Origin of the sequence: Bradyrhizobium sp. HKCCYLS2038, assembly GCF_051167655.1 — a bacterium.
Lineage (GTDB): Bacteria > Pseudomonadota > Alphaproteobacteria > Rhizobiales > Xanthobacteraceae > Bradyrhizobium.
The window spans coordinates 2,040,983-2,055,358 of sequence record NZ_JBNPTM010000001.1; the positions used below are offsets into that span (position 1 = coordinate 2,040,983).

Genomic DNA, 14,376 nt, shown 5'->3' on the forward strand with positions numbered 1-14,376 from the left:
GATACAGCAGCCAGGTTGATCGAATGCGAACGCCTTCGATTTGACAGCGCCGGGCAGGGTTGCGACTGTCCGTGCCGAGACGCAAGACGCTCGCTTCAGGGAACGCCAGGACCACCTCATGTCAACAGAACATGCCTCAACAGAGCATGTCGACGTGCTGATCGTCGGCGCCGGACTGTCCGGCATTGCCGCCGCCTATCATCTTCAGCACAAATGCCCGGGCAAGCGGTTCGCGATCCTGGAAGGGCGCGGCGCCATCGGCGGCACCTGGGATCTGTTCCGCTATCCCGGCATCCGCTCCGACAGCGACATGTACACGCTCGGCTACTCCTTCAAGCCGTGGACCGATCCGAAGGCGATCGCTGACGGGCCGCAGATCCTGAAATATGTCAGGGATACCGCGACCGAGAACGGCATCGATCGTCACATCCGCTTCAACCATCGTGTTGTCAGGGCGTCGTGGTCGAGCAGCGAAGCACGCTGGACGATCGAGGCGGAGCGGAAGACGGAGCAGGGCACCGAGACCGTGCTGATGACCTGCGGCTTCCTGTTCATGTGCTCGGGCTATTATCGCTACGAGAAGGGCTATCTGCCGGACTTCAATGGCATGGCCGATTTCAAGGGCCGCCTCGTGCATCCGCAGGCCTGGCCTGATGATCTCGACTACAGCGGCAAGCGCGTGGTCGTGATCGGCTCCGGCGCGACCGCTGTGACGCTGGTGCCCGCGATGGCCAAGACGGCGGCGCATGTCACGATGCTGCAGCGTTCGCCGACCTATGTGGTGTCGCGCCCGGCGCAGGATGCGCTGGCCAACAAGTTGCGCGAGCATCTGCCCGCCAGCCTCGCCTATCATCTGATCCGCTGGCGCAACGTGCTGTTCGGAATGTATTTCTTCCAGCTCAGCCGGCGCAAGCCGCAGCGAGTCAAGCAGCTCATCCTCGGCGGCGTGCGCGCCGCGCTCGGCGCCGACTACGACGTCGCCACCCATTTCACGCCAAACTACAATCCGTGGGACCAGCGGCTGTGCCTGGTGCCTGACGGCGACCTGTTCAAGACCATCCGCGAGCAGCGGGCCTCGGTGGTGACGGCCGGGATCGAGACCTTCACCGAGCGCGGCCTGCGCCTGTCCGATGGCCGCGAGCTCGAGGCGGATGTCGTGGTCACCGCGACAGGGCTGGTGCTGCAGGTGCTCGGCGGCATCGAGGTAGTCGTCGACGGCCGCACGGTCGATTTCGCCAAGACGCTGAACTACAAGGGCATGATGTATTCCGACGTGCCGAACCTCGCCGCGACGCTCGGCTACACCAACGCGTCCTGGACGTTGAAATGCGACCTCACCTGCGAGTATGTCTGCCGCCTACTGAACTACATGGACCGTCACGGCTACCGCCAATGCATGCCGCACAACGACGATACCAGCGTGGAGCCGCTGCCGTCGCTCAGCTTCAGCTCCGGCTACGTGCAGCGGTCGATCGCCGACCTGCCCAAGCAAGGATCGAAACGGCCGTGGCGTCTGTACCAGAACTACGCCCTCGACATCGTCTCGCTCCGCTTCGGCAAGGTCGATGATGGGGTGATGCGGTATTCGTGATCCAACGTCCGTATCGGCACATCTGCCCGACTGACGCTTCACTGCTGCACTTTCTCCCACTTTCTCTCCTCACCCTGAGGAGCCCGCCGCTTAGGCGGGCGTCTCGAAGGGCGAGGCCCGAACTGTGGCCTCATGGTTCGAGACGCGCCGCCATGCAGAGTGTTGCGATGGCCCGACTGTCGGACGGCGCTCCTCACCATGAGGAGTTAGCTCCGAAGCCGGAGCTGCACGTTGGAAGAACACGCTGATCGCGTGTTCTTAGAGAGCAACCTCATGGAGAACTGGGAAACCAATCGACCTCGCCGCGGGCGCGACGGCCGTGACTGCGCCCTCGCCCCCAAGCGAAGCGGAGCTTCGCCAGGGTGGGAGAGGGCATGGATAATAGCGCAACGATCTCGGTCGGGTGAGGGGTCTGTCTCAACGAGTTGCGCTCGCGGAGAGAACCCCTCACCCGACCGAGCCTGCGGATCAGCCGGCGATGCCCTCTCCCACAAGGGGCGAGGGCACTGCATCGCGCAGCGGTGCGGAGGTTGGTTCGAACCGAATTCATCAAAGGGCCAGAGATGGTGAAGCGAGAAGAGAGCCCGGCTCCGAAATCGGAGCTGCACATCGACCAAGAGCAGCATCCTCATGGAGAGGGGCAACAGGTCGCTCTCCGGTTGATCGCGGCCTCGGCCTCACGTCACCGCTCCGCCGCGCCCTCCCGCAGCGGGGCGCGGCTGAGGTCGTTGGCGGCGGCGATCGCTTTCTGCATGAGGCGGATCAGCTCGCTCGCCTCGGCCTTCGTGAGACCCCGCACCATCAGCCGCTGTGCGGCTTCGACCGCCGGCGTGATCGCGTCCAGCGTCCGGCGGCCCGCGTCGGTGATGAGGAGTTCGCGCGACCGGCGGTCGCGGGCGCTGGCCTGCCGGACCACGAGACCCTTCTGCGCGAGGCGGTCGATCACGCCGGTGATGGTGGTGCGGTCATAGGCGATCAGGCCGGCGAGCGTGATCTGGTCGATCGCCGGATTGGCCGCGATCGCCGCCAGGGCCGCGTATTGCACCGGCGTCAGGTCGAAGCCTGCGGCCTCCACCTCGCTCAGGAACACGGCCACCGCAATCTGCTGAAACCGGCGCGCCAGGTGCCCGGGCATGTCCTGCATCTCGGCCAAACCGAATCTCCTTCTGCTTGCTTGACAAGCATACTGATGATCAGCATACTGATCAATAGAGAACAACGCGGGAGGGCGGTCACGTGCAGTTTCATCTCAACGGATTCCAGCCGGGCGACCCCGAGATATCAGATGCCGCCGAGCGGGTGGCGAGCCAGGGCGCGGCGGGCCCGCTGCCGGCCGAAGTCGACGTCCTCATCGTCGGCTGCGGCCCAGCCGGCCTCAACCTTGCCGCCCAGCTCTCTGCTTTTCCCGATGTCACGACCTGTATCGTCGAGCAGAAGCCGGGCCGGCTGCTGCTCGGCCAGGCCGACGGCATCGCCTGCCGCACGATGGAGATGTTCAACGCCTATGGCTTTGCCGAAAAGGTGCTGAGGGAAGCCTGCTGGATCAACGAGACCACGTTCTGGAAGCCGGATGCGGCCAACACCGCCCAGATCGCGCGCAGCGGCCGCGTGCAGGATGTCGAGGACGGCCTGTCGGAGATGCCGCATGTCGTGCTCAACCAGGCCCGCGTGCACGACTTCTTCCTCGATGTGATGCGCCGTTCGGCGAGCAAGCTCGAGCCGCACTACGCGCGCCGGCTGCGCGACCTGCAGATCGATGCGGCCGCCGGCGCGGACGCGCATGGCGTGACCGTCAGCTTCGATCGCATCGATCCGGAGCATGAAGGCCAGGTCGAGACCATCAGAGCGCGCTACGTCGTCGGCTGCGACGGCGCCCGCAGCATGGTGCGCAAGGCGATCGGCCGCGAGCTGCACGGCGATTCCGCCAACCACGCCTGGGGCGTGATGGACGTGCTCGCAGTCACCGATTTTCCCGACATCCGCTTCAAGTCGCTGATCCAGTCCGCCGGGGATGGCAGCCTGCTGGTGATCCCGCGCGAGGGCGGGTATCTCGTCCGGCTCTATGTCGAGCTCGCCAAGCTCGAAGTCGGCGAGCGCGTCGCCGGCCGCAACATCACCGTCGAGGAGGTCATTGCCAAGGCGAAGCGGATTCTCGCGCCGTATACGCTCGAGGTGAAGGAGGTCGCGTGGTGGTCGGTCTACGAGATCGGCCAGCGCATCACCGACAAGTTCGACGACGTGCCCGAGGCCGAGGTTGCCACGCGGCTGCCGCGTGTGTTCATCGCCGGCGACGCCTGTCACACCCACAGCCCGAAGGCGGGGCAGGGCATGAACGTGTCGATGCAGGACACGTTCAATCTCGGCTGGAAGCTCGCCGCGGTGCTCGGCAAGCGCTGCGCGCCCGACCTGCTGCACAGCTACTCGGCCGAGCGCAAGGCGATCGCGCAGGAGCTGATCGATTTCGATCGCGAATGGTCCGGGATTCTCGCCTCCGCCGCCAAGCAGGGCGGCGCCGATGCGGCCAAGACGCAGGACTACTTCGTGCGCCACGGCCGCTACACCGCGGGCACCGCGACCCACTATCGGCCCTCCGTGCTGACCGGCGACGACACGTTCCAGCCGCTCGCCACCGGCCTCGTCATCGGCAAGCGATTCCATTCGGCGCCCGTCATTCGACTGGGCGACGCCAAGCCGGTGCAGCTCGGCCACGTCGTCCAAGCCGACGGTCGCTTCCGCCTCTTTGCCTTCGCCGGCGCCGAGGATCCGGCCGCGCCTCGGTCCGCCATTCGTCACCTGTGCGAATTCCTCAGCAAGGACGCTGCCTCGCCGCTACGGCGCTACACGCCCGCCGGCGCCGACATCGACTCCGTGATCGACCTGCGTGCCGTGTTCCAGCAGGACCATCGCGCGCTCGCGCTCGAGACCATGCCGGCGCTGCTGCTGCCGCGGAAGGGCCGCTACGGCCTGATCGACTACGAGAAGATGTTCTGCCCCGATCTGAAGAGCGGCCAGGACATCTTTGCGATGCGCGGCATCGATCGTGCGGCCGGGTGCCTCGTGATCGTGCGGCCCGACCAGTATGTCGGCGACGTGATGCCGCTCGACGACGTCAGGCGTCTGGCGGCCTATTTCGACGGCTTCATGCTTCCGGCGGCGTGAGCGTCGAACGTAAACGAAATCTGAATCGCGGTACCGGAATCCCGGGCCTTCCGCTAGCCAGATCCCAATGTTTCGACGCTACAACGAGGTCTCCCGATGGACGATTGAGTGGGTGAGCGTCGAGATGTTGATGTTGGCGAACCGTCGCAAGAGCGATCGTCGGCTGTGCAGGAGGATCGCGAAGATCCACTACGGCAATGGCAGCCTGCCGCGAGACTGCACCGTCACGGACATTTCCGATGGCGGCGTCAAGGTGGTGGCGGAATTCGTCGAGATCCCGCCGCAGTTCACCATCGTGTTCGCACCCGACCACCAGCGCAAGTGCCGGCTGGCCTGGCGGATCGGCTGCGAGTTCGGCGCCGAATTCATCGATTGAGCGGATCGGCTGTTTCAGCTTAACGGGACCTTAGGGTTAATCTGCCAGCGTGCAGGGTATCCGGTCCCGAAGTAGTTCAGTTGCATGCGTACGCGGCCCTTCCGCTCTCTCTCTCCGCTCCGGCCGGTGGCATTCGCGCTGTCGTTCACGGCCGTGCTGCTCGGCCTCGGCGCCTGCCAGACCACCGATCTCAGCGAGGTGACCGGCGCGCTCGGCGGCAGCAAGTCCGAGAAGAGCCGCGCCGCTGCAGCGGACCCGCGCGCCGAGACCGACCAGCTCCGCGAGCAATATCGCGCCACGCCGAACGATCCCGACCTCGCGCTGCGCTATGGCTCCGCGTTGCGCGCCACCGGCCAGCGCTCGCAGGCCGTCGCGGTGCTGGAGCAGGCGACGATCGCCAATGCCGGCAACAGGGCGCTGCTGGCGGCTTACGGCCGGGCGCTCGCCGACAACGGCAATTTCCAGCAGGCCTTCGACGTCTTGAGCCGGGCGCATTCGCCTGAGGATCCCGATTGGCGCATCCTGTCGGCGCAGGGCGCCACGCTCGACCAGATGGGGCGCAACGAGGAGGCGCGGCAATACTACGTGACCGCGCTGAAGATCGCGCCGGATGATCCTTCGGTGCTGTCCAATCTCGGCCTGTCCTACGCGCTCTCCAGCGAGCTGCCGAAGGCCGAGGAGCAATTGCGCAAGGCCAGTGCGAATCCGGACGCCAGCCCGCGCGTGAAAACCAATCTCGCCGTCATCGTCGGCCTGCAGGGCCGGATGAGCGAGGCGGAGAGCATCGCGCGTTCGGGGTTGCCGCCGGAGCAGGCCGCCACCAATGTCGCCTATGTGAAGCGCATTCTCGAGCGGCGCAGGATCGCGCAGCGCGAGCTGTCGCCGCGCCACGATCGCACCGTGGCCGGCGAGCCCGACAAGGCGCTGGCGCGGGCGCTGAGCCGCAGCAACGACTGAACCGTTATCTCGCTCCGAGCAGTTTTGCGATCGGCGCCAGCAGCGAGCTGCGCTGCGGCCTCGCATCGACACGGCCGGTGAGCCGGTTCGCGATATCCTGGAACAGTTTTGGCGTGCGGCTGAGCGCGCCGACCTCGGCGATCATCTGGCCGTTGTTGGCGGCGGTGCCGAACAGCTTGCAGTCGAACGGGATCACCGCGACCGGCTCGGCCTCGACGGTCTTGGCGAAGCGCTTCAGGTCGATCTCGGGGCGTTTCGGCATGCCGACCTGGTTCAGGCAGTACAGCGGCGGCCGGTCGTTGGGACGCGACGCCTTGAGCACGCCGAGCAGGTTCTTGGCATTGCGCAAATTGGCGAGATCGGGCTCGGCGACCACCAGGATGTCGTCGGCATTGATCAGCGCATGACGCGTCCAGGCCGACCATTGGTGCGGCACGTCGAGCACGATGCATTGCTGGGTCAGGCGCAAGGTGTCGAAGATCGCGTCGAACGCATCGGCGCCGAAATCATAGACGCGGTCGAGCGTGGCGGGCGCTGCGAGCAGATTGAGATGCTCGCTGCATTTGGCGAGCAGGCGCTCCATCAGCGCGGTGTCGGGACGGTCGGGCTGGTAGATCGCGTTGGCGATGCCCTGCAGCGGATCCTGGTTGTAGTCGAGGCCCGCCGTGCCGAACGCCATGTCGAGATCGATGACGACGGAATCGAGCGTGAGGTCGCGCGCCATGCTCCAGGCGACGTTGTGGGCGACCGTCGAGGCGCCGACGCCGCCCTTGGCGCCGACCACCGCGATGATGCGGCCGGTGATCACGGCCTCGGAGGCCGAGAACAGGCTGCAGATCGAGCGGATGATGTCGATGGTCTCGACCGGGCCGATGACGTAGTCGTTGACGCCGCGGCGCACCAGCTCCCGATAGGCGACGCCGTCGGCCATGCTGCCGATCAGCACCACGCGGGTACCGGGATCGCAGACGCTGGCGAGATCGTCGAGCCCGCCGACGATGTCGCCGCCCGGCTTGGTCTCGATCACGATGACGTTGGGCGTCGGCTGCGAATGATAGGTCTCGATCGCCCGCGCCATGCCGCCGGCCTTGATCGTGATGTGGGCCTTGCCGAGCCTTCGGTCCTGGCTCGCCGCGAGGACCGCCGACGAGGTCTGGTCGGTCTCGGTGAACGCCTGCACCGAGACGCGTGGCACCGGCGCGATGTGATCGTCGAGGACCGGGCCGCTCGGGCCCGGCTGCTCATCCTGGCTCTGAGGGGATACGTTGATCATTTGCCTGTATCGCTGAGCTTGGCCTTGTCGGCTTCCGGGTAGATCACGGCGGTCGGATCGCCCTTGCGGTACTTCTCGAACATCGCCGAGCGCCGCGGCGTATAGGCGGCGATCTCCGAGCGCGGCTGCTCGAGATCGGCCGGGTTGTCGATCATCGCAGCGAGGTTGCGCTGCGTGGCGCAGCCGAAATTCTGATAGTGCTGATTGCTGCTGTAGCCGGGATTGTTGATGTTCGGGCCGAGATCGTCAGGCCACAGGCCGCAGGGACCGGCGACGGCGGCGATCTTCGGATAGCTCAGGCGGACGGCGGCGAGCTGCCGCGGATCATCCGGCGTATAATGGCGCAGGGTGATCGCCCGCGAGGGAACGCCTGATGCGGTGAGGGTGGCGTGGATCTCGCGATAGCTGTCGGCGGCCGCGCGCGCATTCGGCGTCTCCACCGGCACCTCGGCGACGATCGCGCCGGTGCCTTCGCGCTGCCAGTTGCGGCCGAGGCCTGCGACATCGGTGCGCTGCTGATAGGTCAGACCGCCGCGGTTGTTGCCGACGAACACGACGATCGACTGCCGGCCTTCCTCGATCGCGATCGGATGGCGGATCCGGTAGTCGTCCGGGATCGTTGCGACGACCTCGGTGCTGGTGGCGTTGCAGGCGCCGAGCGTCAGCGCCAGTCCGATGACGCCTCCGATCCGGCGCAGCGTTCGTTGCCCGTCTCGTCTAGATGATCCCGACATGATCGTGTCCCCGTGCCCCAAATCCCGTCGTCTCAGTCGATGATGAAGCCGAAGCCGGCCGGCTGCCCGGTCGCGGCGTCGACCTTGGCGGCGATGCCGTAGAGCCGGTTCATGCGGCCGAGCAGCGCCGACTCGGAGTCGGTGGCCGGCGCGAAGCCGTCATCCGGCCGCGACAGCTCCTTCTGGGCCACGGCGCGCACCACATAGGGCGTCACCATCACCATCAGCTCGGTCTCGTTGTTGACGTAGTCCTGGCTGCGGAACAGCTGGCCGAGCACCGGCAGCTGATTGAGCCCGGGAATTCCATTGACCGCCTGCTTGGTCTGGTTCTGGATCAGGCCGGCCATCGCCATCGAGCCGCCGGAGGGGATCTCCAGGGTCGTTTCGGCGCGGCGGGTGCGGATCGCGGGGATGGTGACCGAGGAGGTCGAGGCCGAGCTCAGCGCGTAGGACACAGTAATCGCGTTGTCGTTCGACAGCTCCGACACTTCGGTCATCACCCGCAGGCTGATGCGGCCTTCGCTGAGCACGACCGGAGTGAAGTTGAGCGAGATGCCGAACTTCTTGTAGGTGATCGAGGTGGTGCAGACCCGCGAGGTCGGATCGCAATTGTACCCGCCGGGCACCGGAAATTCGCCGCCGGCGATGAAGGTGGCGGACTCGCCGGAGATCGCCGTCAGGTTCGGCTCGGCCAGCGTCTTGACGACACCGGCGGTCTCCATCGCGCGCATCGTTGCCGACACTGACGACAGGCCGCCGCTGGTGCCGGAAAGGCCATTGCCCGACACCAGCGACTTGCCGTAGGCGGTGAACGGGTTGGTCTGGTTGAAGTTCACCACGGCCGTGCCGTAGTTCAGGCTGGCGCTGAGATCGATGCCGAGCTGCTTGACGATCTCGCGGCGCACCTCGGCGACGTTGACCTTCAGCATCACCTGGTCGCGGCCGCGCACGACGATCGAGTTGACGACCTTGTCCGATCCGCCGACCAGCCGTCCGGCGATCTCGGCGGCCTGCTGCGCCTCGACCGGGCTCGAGACCGATCCGGTCAGGATCACGCCTTCGCCGACGCCGTCGATCTTGACGCCGGGCAGGGTCTGGCTGAGCGCCTGGCGCACGCCGTTGAGATCGCGCTTGATCGCGATGTCATAGGCCGCGACCTGCCGGCCCTCGCCGTCGAAGAACACCACGTTGGTCTGGCCGACGCCGGCGCCGATGATGTAGGCGCGCCGCGCCGAGCGCACGACGGCGTTGGCGATCTTGGGATCGGCGACCAGCACATCCTTGACGTCATGCGGGAAGTCGACGACCACGGACTTGCCGATGCCGAGCGACAGGAAGCGCATCTTCGAGGAGCCTGCGGAAACGACCGGCGCGTCCAGCCCGTCGTCGGCGGCCTTGACCTGCGTCAGCGCCGGAACGAGCGCGAGGCCGATCACCGCCGAGCCTGATAGCGCGCGGACGAACCACATCCGGATCTTTGCGCGTCGATGCCCACCCATCATCTTCCCCGTCCTTCTCGTCACTTCTGCGCCGTCAGCGAGCTCGTGATGCCGTAGCGAATGATCTCGATGGCGTTGCCCCGCCGCGCCATCTGCGTCTCGGTCTTGTTGGTGTCCGCCGCGTTGGCGTCGGCGATGCTGCGCAAGGCCAGCGCCAGCGTGCCGGCCTGCCGCGCGCGCGCCAGCGTCTCGGCCTGCTCGGGCTTGAGCTCGAGCGTCACGGTCTTGCCGACGACGGTGTTCTGGCCTTCCTTCTCCTTCGGCGCCTGGTCGATCGCGAGCACGCGCACGTTGGAGAGAATGATTTCGGAGCTGACGCTTTCGGGGCCGCCCGGCTTGTCGGGATTCTTGTCGCGCTTCGACAGGATGACGTCGACGCGATCGTTCGGCAGGATGAAGCCGCCGGCGCCGGTCTCGGGCGAGATCTCGGTCGAGATCGCGCGCATGCCGGCCGGCAGGATCGCGGCCATGAAGCCGGAGCCGTCGGACTTGACCAGCTTCTGCTCGCGGATCGGCTCGCCGATCACGAACGGCGAGCGCGCGATGGTGCCGACCAGCTGATTGGCAGCTTCGGGGCGATCGCCGCGCCGGATGAAGATGTTGCTCGCAGCCTCCGGCCAGGTCTGCCAGATCAGATCGCCGGGCTTGATCGCCTGTCCGAGGCCAATGTCGTTCTTGGCGACCAGCACCTCGACGGTCGGCAGCTGCACCACCGGCGCAACCGGCGCCGGGCGCTGGCTCTCGGTGCTGCTGACCATGTAAGCCGCGACTCCGCCCGCTCCGAGAGCGATGGTCAGAACGACGATGCGTGCGGTCATCATACGCGTTACTACTTTCAACTCATCCGCTGGATCAGCCCACTCCAGCTAACAACCTTCCCCGTTCCTCATGACTAAGTGCCAATAGTATAAGCCAACTTGCATAACGGGGGCCGCGAAGGCCGAGTGAAGAACCGATTGCGCAAGTGGTGAATCGCGCGTTAGCGCTGGAATCGCGCAACAGCGCGAGCATGTTAGATGCTTAACGCCGGGCTGCCTGCGCGGAGAAGTAGTTCGCCGGACCGCTTGCGCAAACTCCGGGTTGCGTCCTCGCGAGCGCTGGAGCCCCTTCACGGCAAGAACCGGTGGGACCTCGAACGCCGGAGTGTCCTTCTCGACGATCGCGCCGACACCCCGGCACCGGACCGGCGCTGCCCCGTAATCGGCCGGGTCGGCGTCTTCATAAACCGATAACGGGTCGGACATACGATTCCGTTGGCCGGAAATCCGGCCGTCACAATTCAGAAATCTTTAGGATTTTGGGCGCAGGTTCCCCGCATGTCGGCTGGAGCCCTTTGACGCGGTGTGATCTGCGTAAATTTGCACGCTATAGTTGTAGATAGCGTGGCAAGCTGCCGTGGGGGCAGGGGATCGCCAGTCGGGGACATCGGTTGATGGGAGGGGAGGCGCGCAATGTCGACGGTTGCTCGATTCCTGAAGCAGCGTGCAGTCAGGATCCAGACGGCGGGGTCCTACACGCTGCCGAACTGGTATGATCCGGAGGGACGGCTGCGCTCGTTCGCCTGTCGGACCACGCGGGTATCACCGTTCCGGGCGCTGCTCGACGTGCCCGTCGTCGGCAAGGTCGGCGACCGGCTGACGTCGTATTTCCGCGACTTCGGCAAGTTCGAAGGCGAGATCAGCGACACCGTGCATGGCGGCTTCCTGCTCGAGCTGGAGATGACGCGCGCCGAGCGCGTCAAGCTCGCCGAGAAGCTGGTCTGGCTGGAGAAGAAGCAGAAGGACCCGGCGATCCGCGACTCGCGCCGCGACCCGCGCTATGTGCCGAACTCGCCGCATTCCGCGCTGACGCTCGCCGACGGCAGCATCATCCCGTGCTTCGTGATCGATGCCTCGATGTCTGGTGCTGCTGTGTCGGCGGAGATCCAGCCGGAGATCGGCACGCCGCTTGCGGTCGGCAGTTGTGTCGGGCGCGTCGTCCGGCATTTCGCCGAAGGCTTTGCCGTCAGGTTCGTCGACCAATTGTCCGGCACGAACGAAATGGAGCGGCGCGTGATCACGACGCCGACCCGCCCGACGCGGCAGAAGCTCGCGGCGCATGCCGATGATGGCGGGGTCGAGGCGCCGCAGGATTTCTTCATGGTCTGAGTGCGGCGGCTGTGGGGCCGCCGGGCGTCCCGTGCCCACGCCATGCGCGGTTTCGCGTATTGGGCGAGCGCGGGAATCGTTGCATGGAACTGGCAAGCCTCGCGCACAGTTAACGGTGTATTAAGAGACATCGTGAACGCTGCTGTCGCCGGGTTCGCATGCCCAGGAGGATCAGTCCCATGGAGGCCCAGAAGACTGCGGTCGACGCCATCGTCGTTCTGACCGGTTGTGATCGCGACGCGGTGGCCGCTTTCATCCGCCGGATGTACCTGGCCGGCGTCCGCGATCCCAAGCGGCTGACCTTCAAGGGTCTGCAGCAGATCAGCCGCGGCTGAGGCGGCCGCCGCGACGGGGTGACCGGCCGTTGCAGCCGGGGTGCGCCCGTGCCTGTCGGCTGCGTCTGAGCGGTAGGGAGAGTAGGGCGGATTAGCGCAGCGTCATCCGCGATTTTGCCCGGACGCACGGTGGATTACGCCTCCGGCTAATCCGCCCTACGATCTCTTGCGGCGGATCAAGCCCCCTCCCGTGTTCACTCAGCCAGCGGAACGGTCGCGAGCGGGCCGAGGCCGCGTGCTTGGATCAGGGCGAAGGCGGCAAAGATCACTACGGAAAGCAGCAGCACGGACCAGGACCGCATGATCAGGGCGGCGCTCCGATGCGCCGGCCCTGCGCTGGCCAGCCGCGTTGCGAGCAGCAGGCCCAGTGGCGCGACGCCCAGCGTCAGCAGGCCTTCCGCCGCGGAGCGAATCGGCTGCGGCGACCACATCAGGCCTGCGCACGCGGCTGACAGCGCCGACGCGACATAGGCCGCGCGAATCGCCGGCCGGCCGGGTGCGGCAGGGTCCTTCAGCCGAGAGACGATCCAGCGCACGATGGCGGCATAGGACACGACGCCGATGGCGGCGAGCGTCGGTCGCCACATCCATGGCCAGTGCATCCTCGCCGCAATGAAGTGCCAGTCGTCCCGATCGAACGCCGGATGGCTGATGAGCTGCGCCGCCACCCACAACAGGCTGATCGCGCCGAACATCAAAACCGCCAAGCGCGTCGCGGCATTGCCGATGCGACCGAGCGGGACCGTCATCGCCAGCCCGCCGCAGATCACGCCGGCGATGGCTCCCCCGGCATCCGTCAGCGACGTTGCGTCGTGGCAGCGAAACCAGATCGACGTCAGCAGCGTGACGTCGCCGCCGGCCGCGAGACAACCAAGTCCATGACCGATGGTCTCGTGGCAAACCGCAGCCAGGGTCGCTGCCAACATCCCGCAAGCCGCGATCGTGACCCAGTCATCGTGTTGCGGCGGCGCGTCTGATGTCGGCTCCGGGAGTCTCGTGTTCATGGTCGGCCGTTCTGGACGGCTGCCTGCCCGACGTCAACCGCATCATCTCCGGCGGGGAGCCGCCACATCGCCTAGCGCAGCGACATCCGCCGTTCGTCTTCGCGATACGGTGGATGTCGCCTACGCTGCCGCGCGGCCGGCCTCCCATAGCGCAAGCACGTCGTCCCGCGTGATTCCACGTGTGATGAAAACGATGCGCGACCGGCGGTCGGCGTCGGGCCATGCGGGCAGGGCAACCGGCGGATGGAAGACGTGGTGCACGCCGTGGATGACCACGGCTGTCGACTCTCCGTGAAGATTGAGGATGCCCTTGACCCGCAACAGATCCTCGCCGCGCGCGTGGCGAAGGTAAGCGAGCCAGTTGGCAACGGTCATCCAGTCCAGCGGCTCGTCGAAGGCCAGCATGAAGCTCGTGACCGCCGACTCATGGGTGTGGCCGTGATCGAGCGGTCCGTGATGGGCATGATCATGGTGAGCGTGAGCCCGATGCGCGTGCGAAGTCTCGCAGCCATCCGCGAAAGCCGGCTCGTTCAGCCAGCGCGCAACGTCAACGGCTTTCTTCTCGGGATCGATCAGCGCGGCTCCGAACAGATCAGCAGGATCGATCTCGCCATGGCTCACACGCTCGATCTTGCCGCCCGGGTTGAGGCGCCGAAGCCGCTGCTCCAATGCGGCAACATCGTTGACCAGGTCAGACTTCGTGACCAGCAGCCGGTCGGCAAGTGCGACCTGTTTGACCGCTTCATACTGCCGGTCGAGCTGATGCGCCGCGTTGGCGGCGTCGACGGTCGTCACGACTGTATCGAGCCGCAGGAAATGCGAGACCAGCGGATTGTTCAACAATAGCTGAAGGATCGGGGCGGGATCGGCCAGGCCGGTGGTCTCGATGAGGATGCGCCGGAATGGCGGCACCTCGCCGCGGTCGCGCCGCACCAGCAATGTGCGCAGCGTCTCTTCGAGGTCGCTGCGGATTGTGCAGCAAACACAACCACTCGCGAGAACTGAAACCTCGCCGTCGACGCGTTCGACCAGGAGATGGTCGAGCGAGATCTCGCCGAATTCGTTGATGATGACGGCGCTGTCGCTCATGTCGCTGTGACGCAGCAAGCGATTGAGCAGCGTCGTTTTGCCGCTGCCGAGAAAGCCGGTGATCAACGATACGGGCAAACGCTGTGCTGACTTGTCATTTTCGAACAGGCTCATGACGCCTCCACCCACTGTCTTATATTTGTTGCTGGACATCAGACTAATGGAGGTGGAGCATGTCGAAAATGATTTTTTAAAGCCCAGCAAATGGGCTC

Annotated in this window: 13 protein-coding genes; 6 read left to right on the forward strand and 7 right to left on the reverse strand. The window is 65.9% G+C overall.

Annotated features, from left to right (window positions below):
* Positions 1-118: 118 nt before the first annotated feature.
* Positions 119-1,591: a flavin-containing monooxygenase gene (locus ACQR1I_RS09060; protein WP_434870306.1), complete on the forward strand. Its 1,473-nt coding sequence runs from the start codon at positions 119-121 to the stop codon at positions 1,589-1,591.
* Between the two features lie 682 nt (positions 1,592-2,273).
* Here ACQR1I_RS09060 and ACQR1I_RS09065 read toward each other — a convergent pair.
* Entirely contained in the window at positions 2,274-2,726 is a 453-nt protein-coding gene (locus ACQR1I_RS09065) for a MarR family winged helix-turn-helix transcriptional regulator (RefSeq protein WP_434870437.1), read from the reverse strand.
* Positions 2,727-2,827: 101 nt separating this feature from the next.
* Between ACQR1I_RS09065 and ACQR1I_RS09070 the strand changes: the two genes are divergently transcribed.
* The 3 genes from ACQR1I_RS09070 to ACQR1I_RS09080 all read left to right on the forward strand — a co-directional run bounded on the left by ACQR1I_RS09070 (position 2,828) and on the right by ACQR1I_RS09080 (position 6,083).
* Entirely contained in the window at positions 2,828-4,750 is a 1,923-nt protein-coding gene (locus ACQR1I_RS09070) for an FAD-binding monooxygenase (RefSeq protein WP_434870305.1), read from the forward strand.
* Between the two features lie 130 nt (positions 4,751-4,880).
* The gene (locus ACQR1I_RS09075; RefSeq protein WP_434870304.1) at positions 4,881-5,126 is read left to right on the forward strand and encodes a PilZ domain-containing protein; all 246 of its coding nucleotides are present in this window, start codon (positions 4,881-4,883) and stop codon (positions 5,124-5,126) included.
* 84 nt (positions 5,127-5,210) lie between these two features.
* A complete protein-coding gene (locus tag ACQR1I_RS09080) occupies positions 5,211-6,083 on the forward strand; it encodes a tetratricopeptide repeat protein (protein WP_434870303.1) in 873 nt (290 codons plus the stop codon).
* A gap of 4 nt (positions 6,084-6,087) precedes the next feature.
* On the opposite strand, the gene ACQR1I_RS09085 is transcribed toward ACQR1I_RS09080, so the two are convergent.
* From ACQR1I_RS09085 to cpaB, 4 genes are read right to left on the reverse strand one after another with little or no spacing between them, the layout of a single operon-like run.
* Entirely contained in the window at positions 6,088-7,356 is a 1,269-nt protein-coding gene (locus ACQR1I_RS09085) for an AAA family ATPase (RefSeq protein ID WP_434870302.1), read from the reverse strand.
* Complete coding sequence (locus tag ACQR1I_RS09090; RefSeq protein ID WP_434870301.1) at positions 7,353-8,090, reverse strand: CpaD family pilus assembly protein; 738 nt, start codon at positions 8,088-8,090, stop codon at positions 7,353-7,355. The genes ACQR1I_RS09085 and ACQR1I_RS09090 overlap by 4 nt, the downstream gene beginning before the upstream one ends.
* A 32-nt stretch (positions 8,091-8,122) precedes the next feature.
* Complete coding sequence (locus ACQR1I_RS09095) at positions 8,123-9,592, reverse strand: type II and III secretion system protein family protein (RefSeq protein WP_434870300.1); 1,470 nt, start codon at positions 9,590-9,592, stop codon at positions 8,123-8,125.
* Between the two features lie 17 nt (positions 9,593-9,609).
* Positions 9,610-10,410, reverse strand: a complete 801-nt coding sequence (gene cpaB, locus ACQR1I_RS09100) for a Flp pilus assembly protein CpaB (protein ID WP_434870299.1) — start codon at positions 10,408-10,410, stop codon at positions 9,610-9,612.
* A 630-nt stretch (positions 10,411-11,040) separates the two neighbouring features.
* Between cpaB and ACQR1I_RS09105 the strand changes: the two genes are divergently transcribed.
* Together ACQR1I_RS09105 and ACQR1I_RS09110 are read left to right on the forward strand one after the other, a co-directional pair.
* A complete protein-coding gene (locus ACQR1I_RS09105; RefSeq protein ID WP_434870298.1) occupies positions 11,041-11,736 on the forward strand; it encodes a PilZ domain-containing protein in 696 nt (231 codons plus the stop codon).
* 179 nt (positions 11,737-11,915) lie between these two features.
* Positions 11,916-12,071 (forward strand): hypothetical protein, encoded by a 156-nt coding sequence (locus ACQR1I_RS09110; protein WP_434870297.1) that lies wholly within the window; start codon positions 11,916-11,918, stop codon positions 12,069-12,071.
* 194 nt (positions 12,072-12,265) lie between these two features.
* Here the strand turns inward: ACQR1I_RS09110 and ACQR1I_RS09115 are convergent, their stop codons facing one another.
* The gene (locus tag ACQR1I_RS09115) at positions 12,266-13,075 is read right to left on the reverse strand and encodes a hypothetical protein (protein ID WP_434870296.1); all 810 of its coding nucleotides are present in this window, start codon (positions 13,073-13,075) and stop codon (positions 12,266-12,268) included.
* Between the two features lie 120 nt (positions 13,076-13,195).
* Positions 13,196-14,368, reverse strand: coding sequence for a CobW family GTP-binding protein (locus tag ACQR1I_RS09120; RefSeq protein WP_434870295.1), 1,173 nt, complete (start codon positions 14,366-14,368; stop codon positions 13,196-13,198).
* Positions 14,369-14,376 lie beyond the last annotated feature (8 nt).

What these genes read in the sequence shown, in the direction of transcription:
- ACQR1I_RS09060 (WP_434870306.1), top strand. Translation starts at nt 119, where the DNA reads ATGTCAACAGAACATGCCTCAACAGAGCATGTCGACGTGCTGATCGTC.
- ACQR1I_RS09065 (WP_434870437.1), bottom strand. Translation starts at nt 2,726, where the DNA reads ATGCCCGGGCACCTGGCGCGCCGGTTTCAGCAGATTGCGGTGGCCGTG.
- ACQR1I_RS09075 (WP_434870304.1), top strand. Translation starts at nt 4,881, where the DNA reads ATGTTGGCGAACCGTCGCAAGAGCGATCGTCGGCTGTGCAGGAGGATC.
- ACQR1I_RS09080 (WP_434870303.1), top strand. Translation starts at nt 5,211, where the DNA reads ATGCGTACGCGGCCCTTCCGCTCTCTCTCTCCGCTCCGGCCGGTGGCA.
- ACQR1I_RS09085 (WP_434870302.1), bottom strand. Translation starts at nt 7,356, where the DNA reads ATGATCAACGTATCCCCTCAGAGCCAGGATGAGCAGCCGGGCCCGAGC.
- ACQR1I_RS09090 (WP_434870301.1), bottom strand. Translation starts at nt 8,090, where the DNA reads ATGTCGGGATCATCTAGACGAGACGGGCAACGAACGCTGCGCCGGATC.
- ACQR1I_RS09095 (WP_434870300.1), bottom strand. Translation starts at nt 9,592, where the DNA reads ATGATGGGTGGGCATCGACGCGCAAAGATCCGGATGTGGTTCGTCCGC.
- cpaB (WP_434870299.1), bottom strand. Translation starts at nt 10,410, where the DNA reads ATGATGACCGCACGCATCGTCGTTCTGACCATCGCTCTCGGAGCGGGC.
- ACQR1I_RS09105 (WP_434870298.1), top strand. Translation starts at nt 11,041, where the DNA reads ATGTCGACGGTTGCTCGATTCCTGAAGCAGCGTGCAGTCAGGATCCAG.
- ACQR1I_RS09110 (WP_434870297.1), top strand. Translation starts at nt 11,916, where the DNA reads ATGGAGGCCCAGAAGACTGCGGTCGACGCCATCGTCGTTCTGACCGGT.
- ACQR1I_RS09115 (WP_434870296.1), bottom strand. Translation starts at nt 13,075, where the DNA reads ATGAACACGAGACTCCCGGAGCCGACATCAGACGCGCCGCCGCAACAC.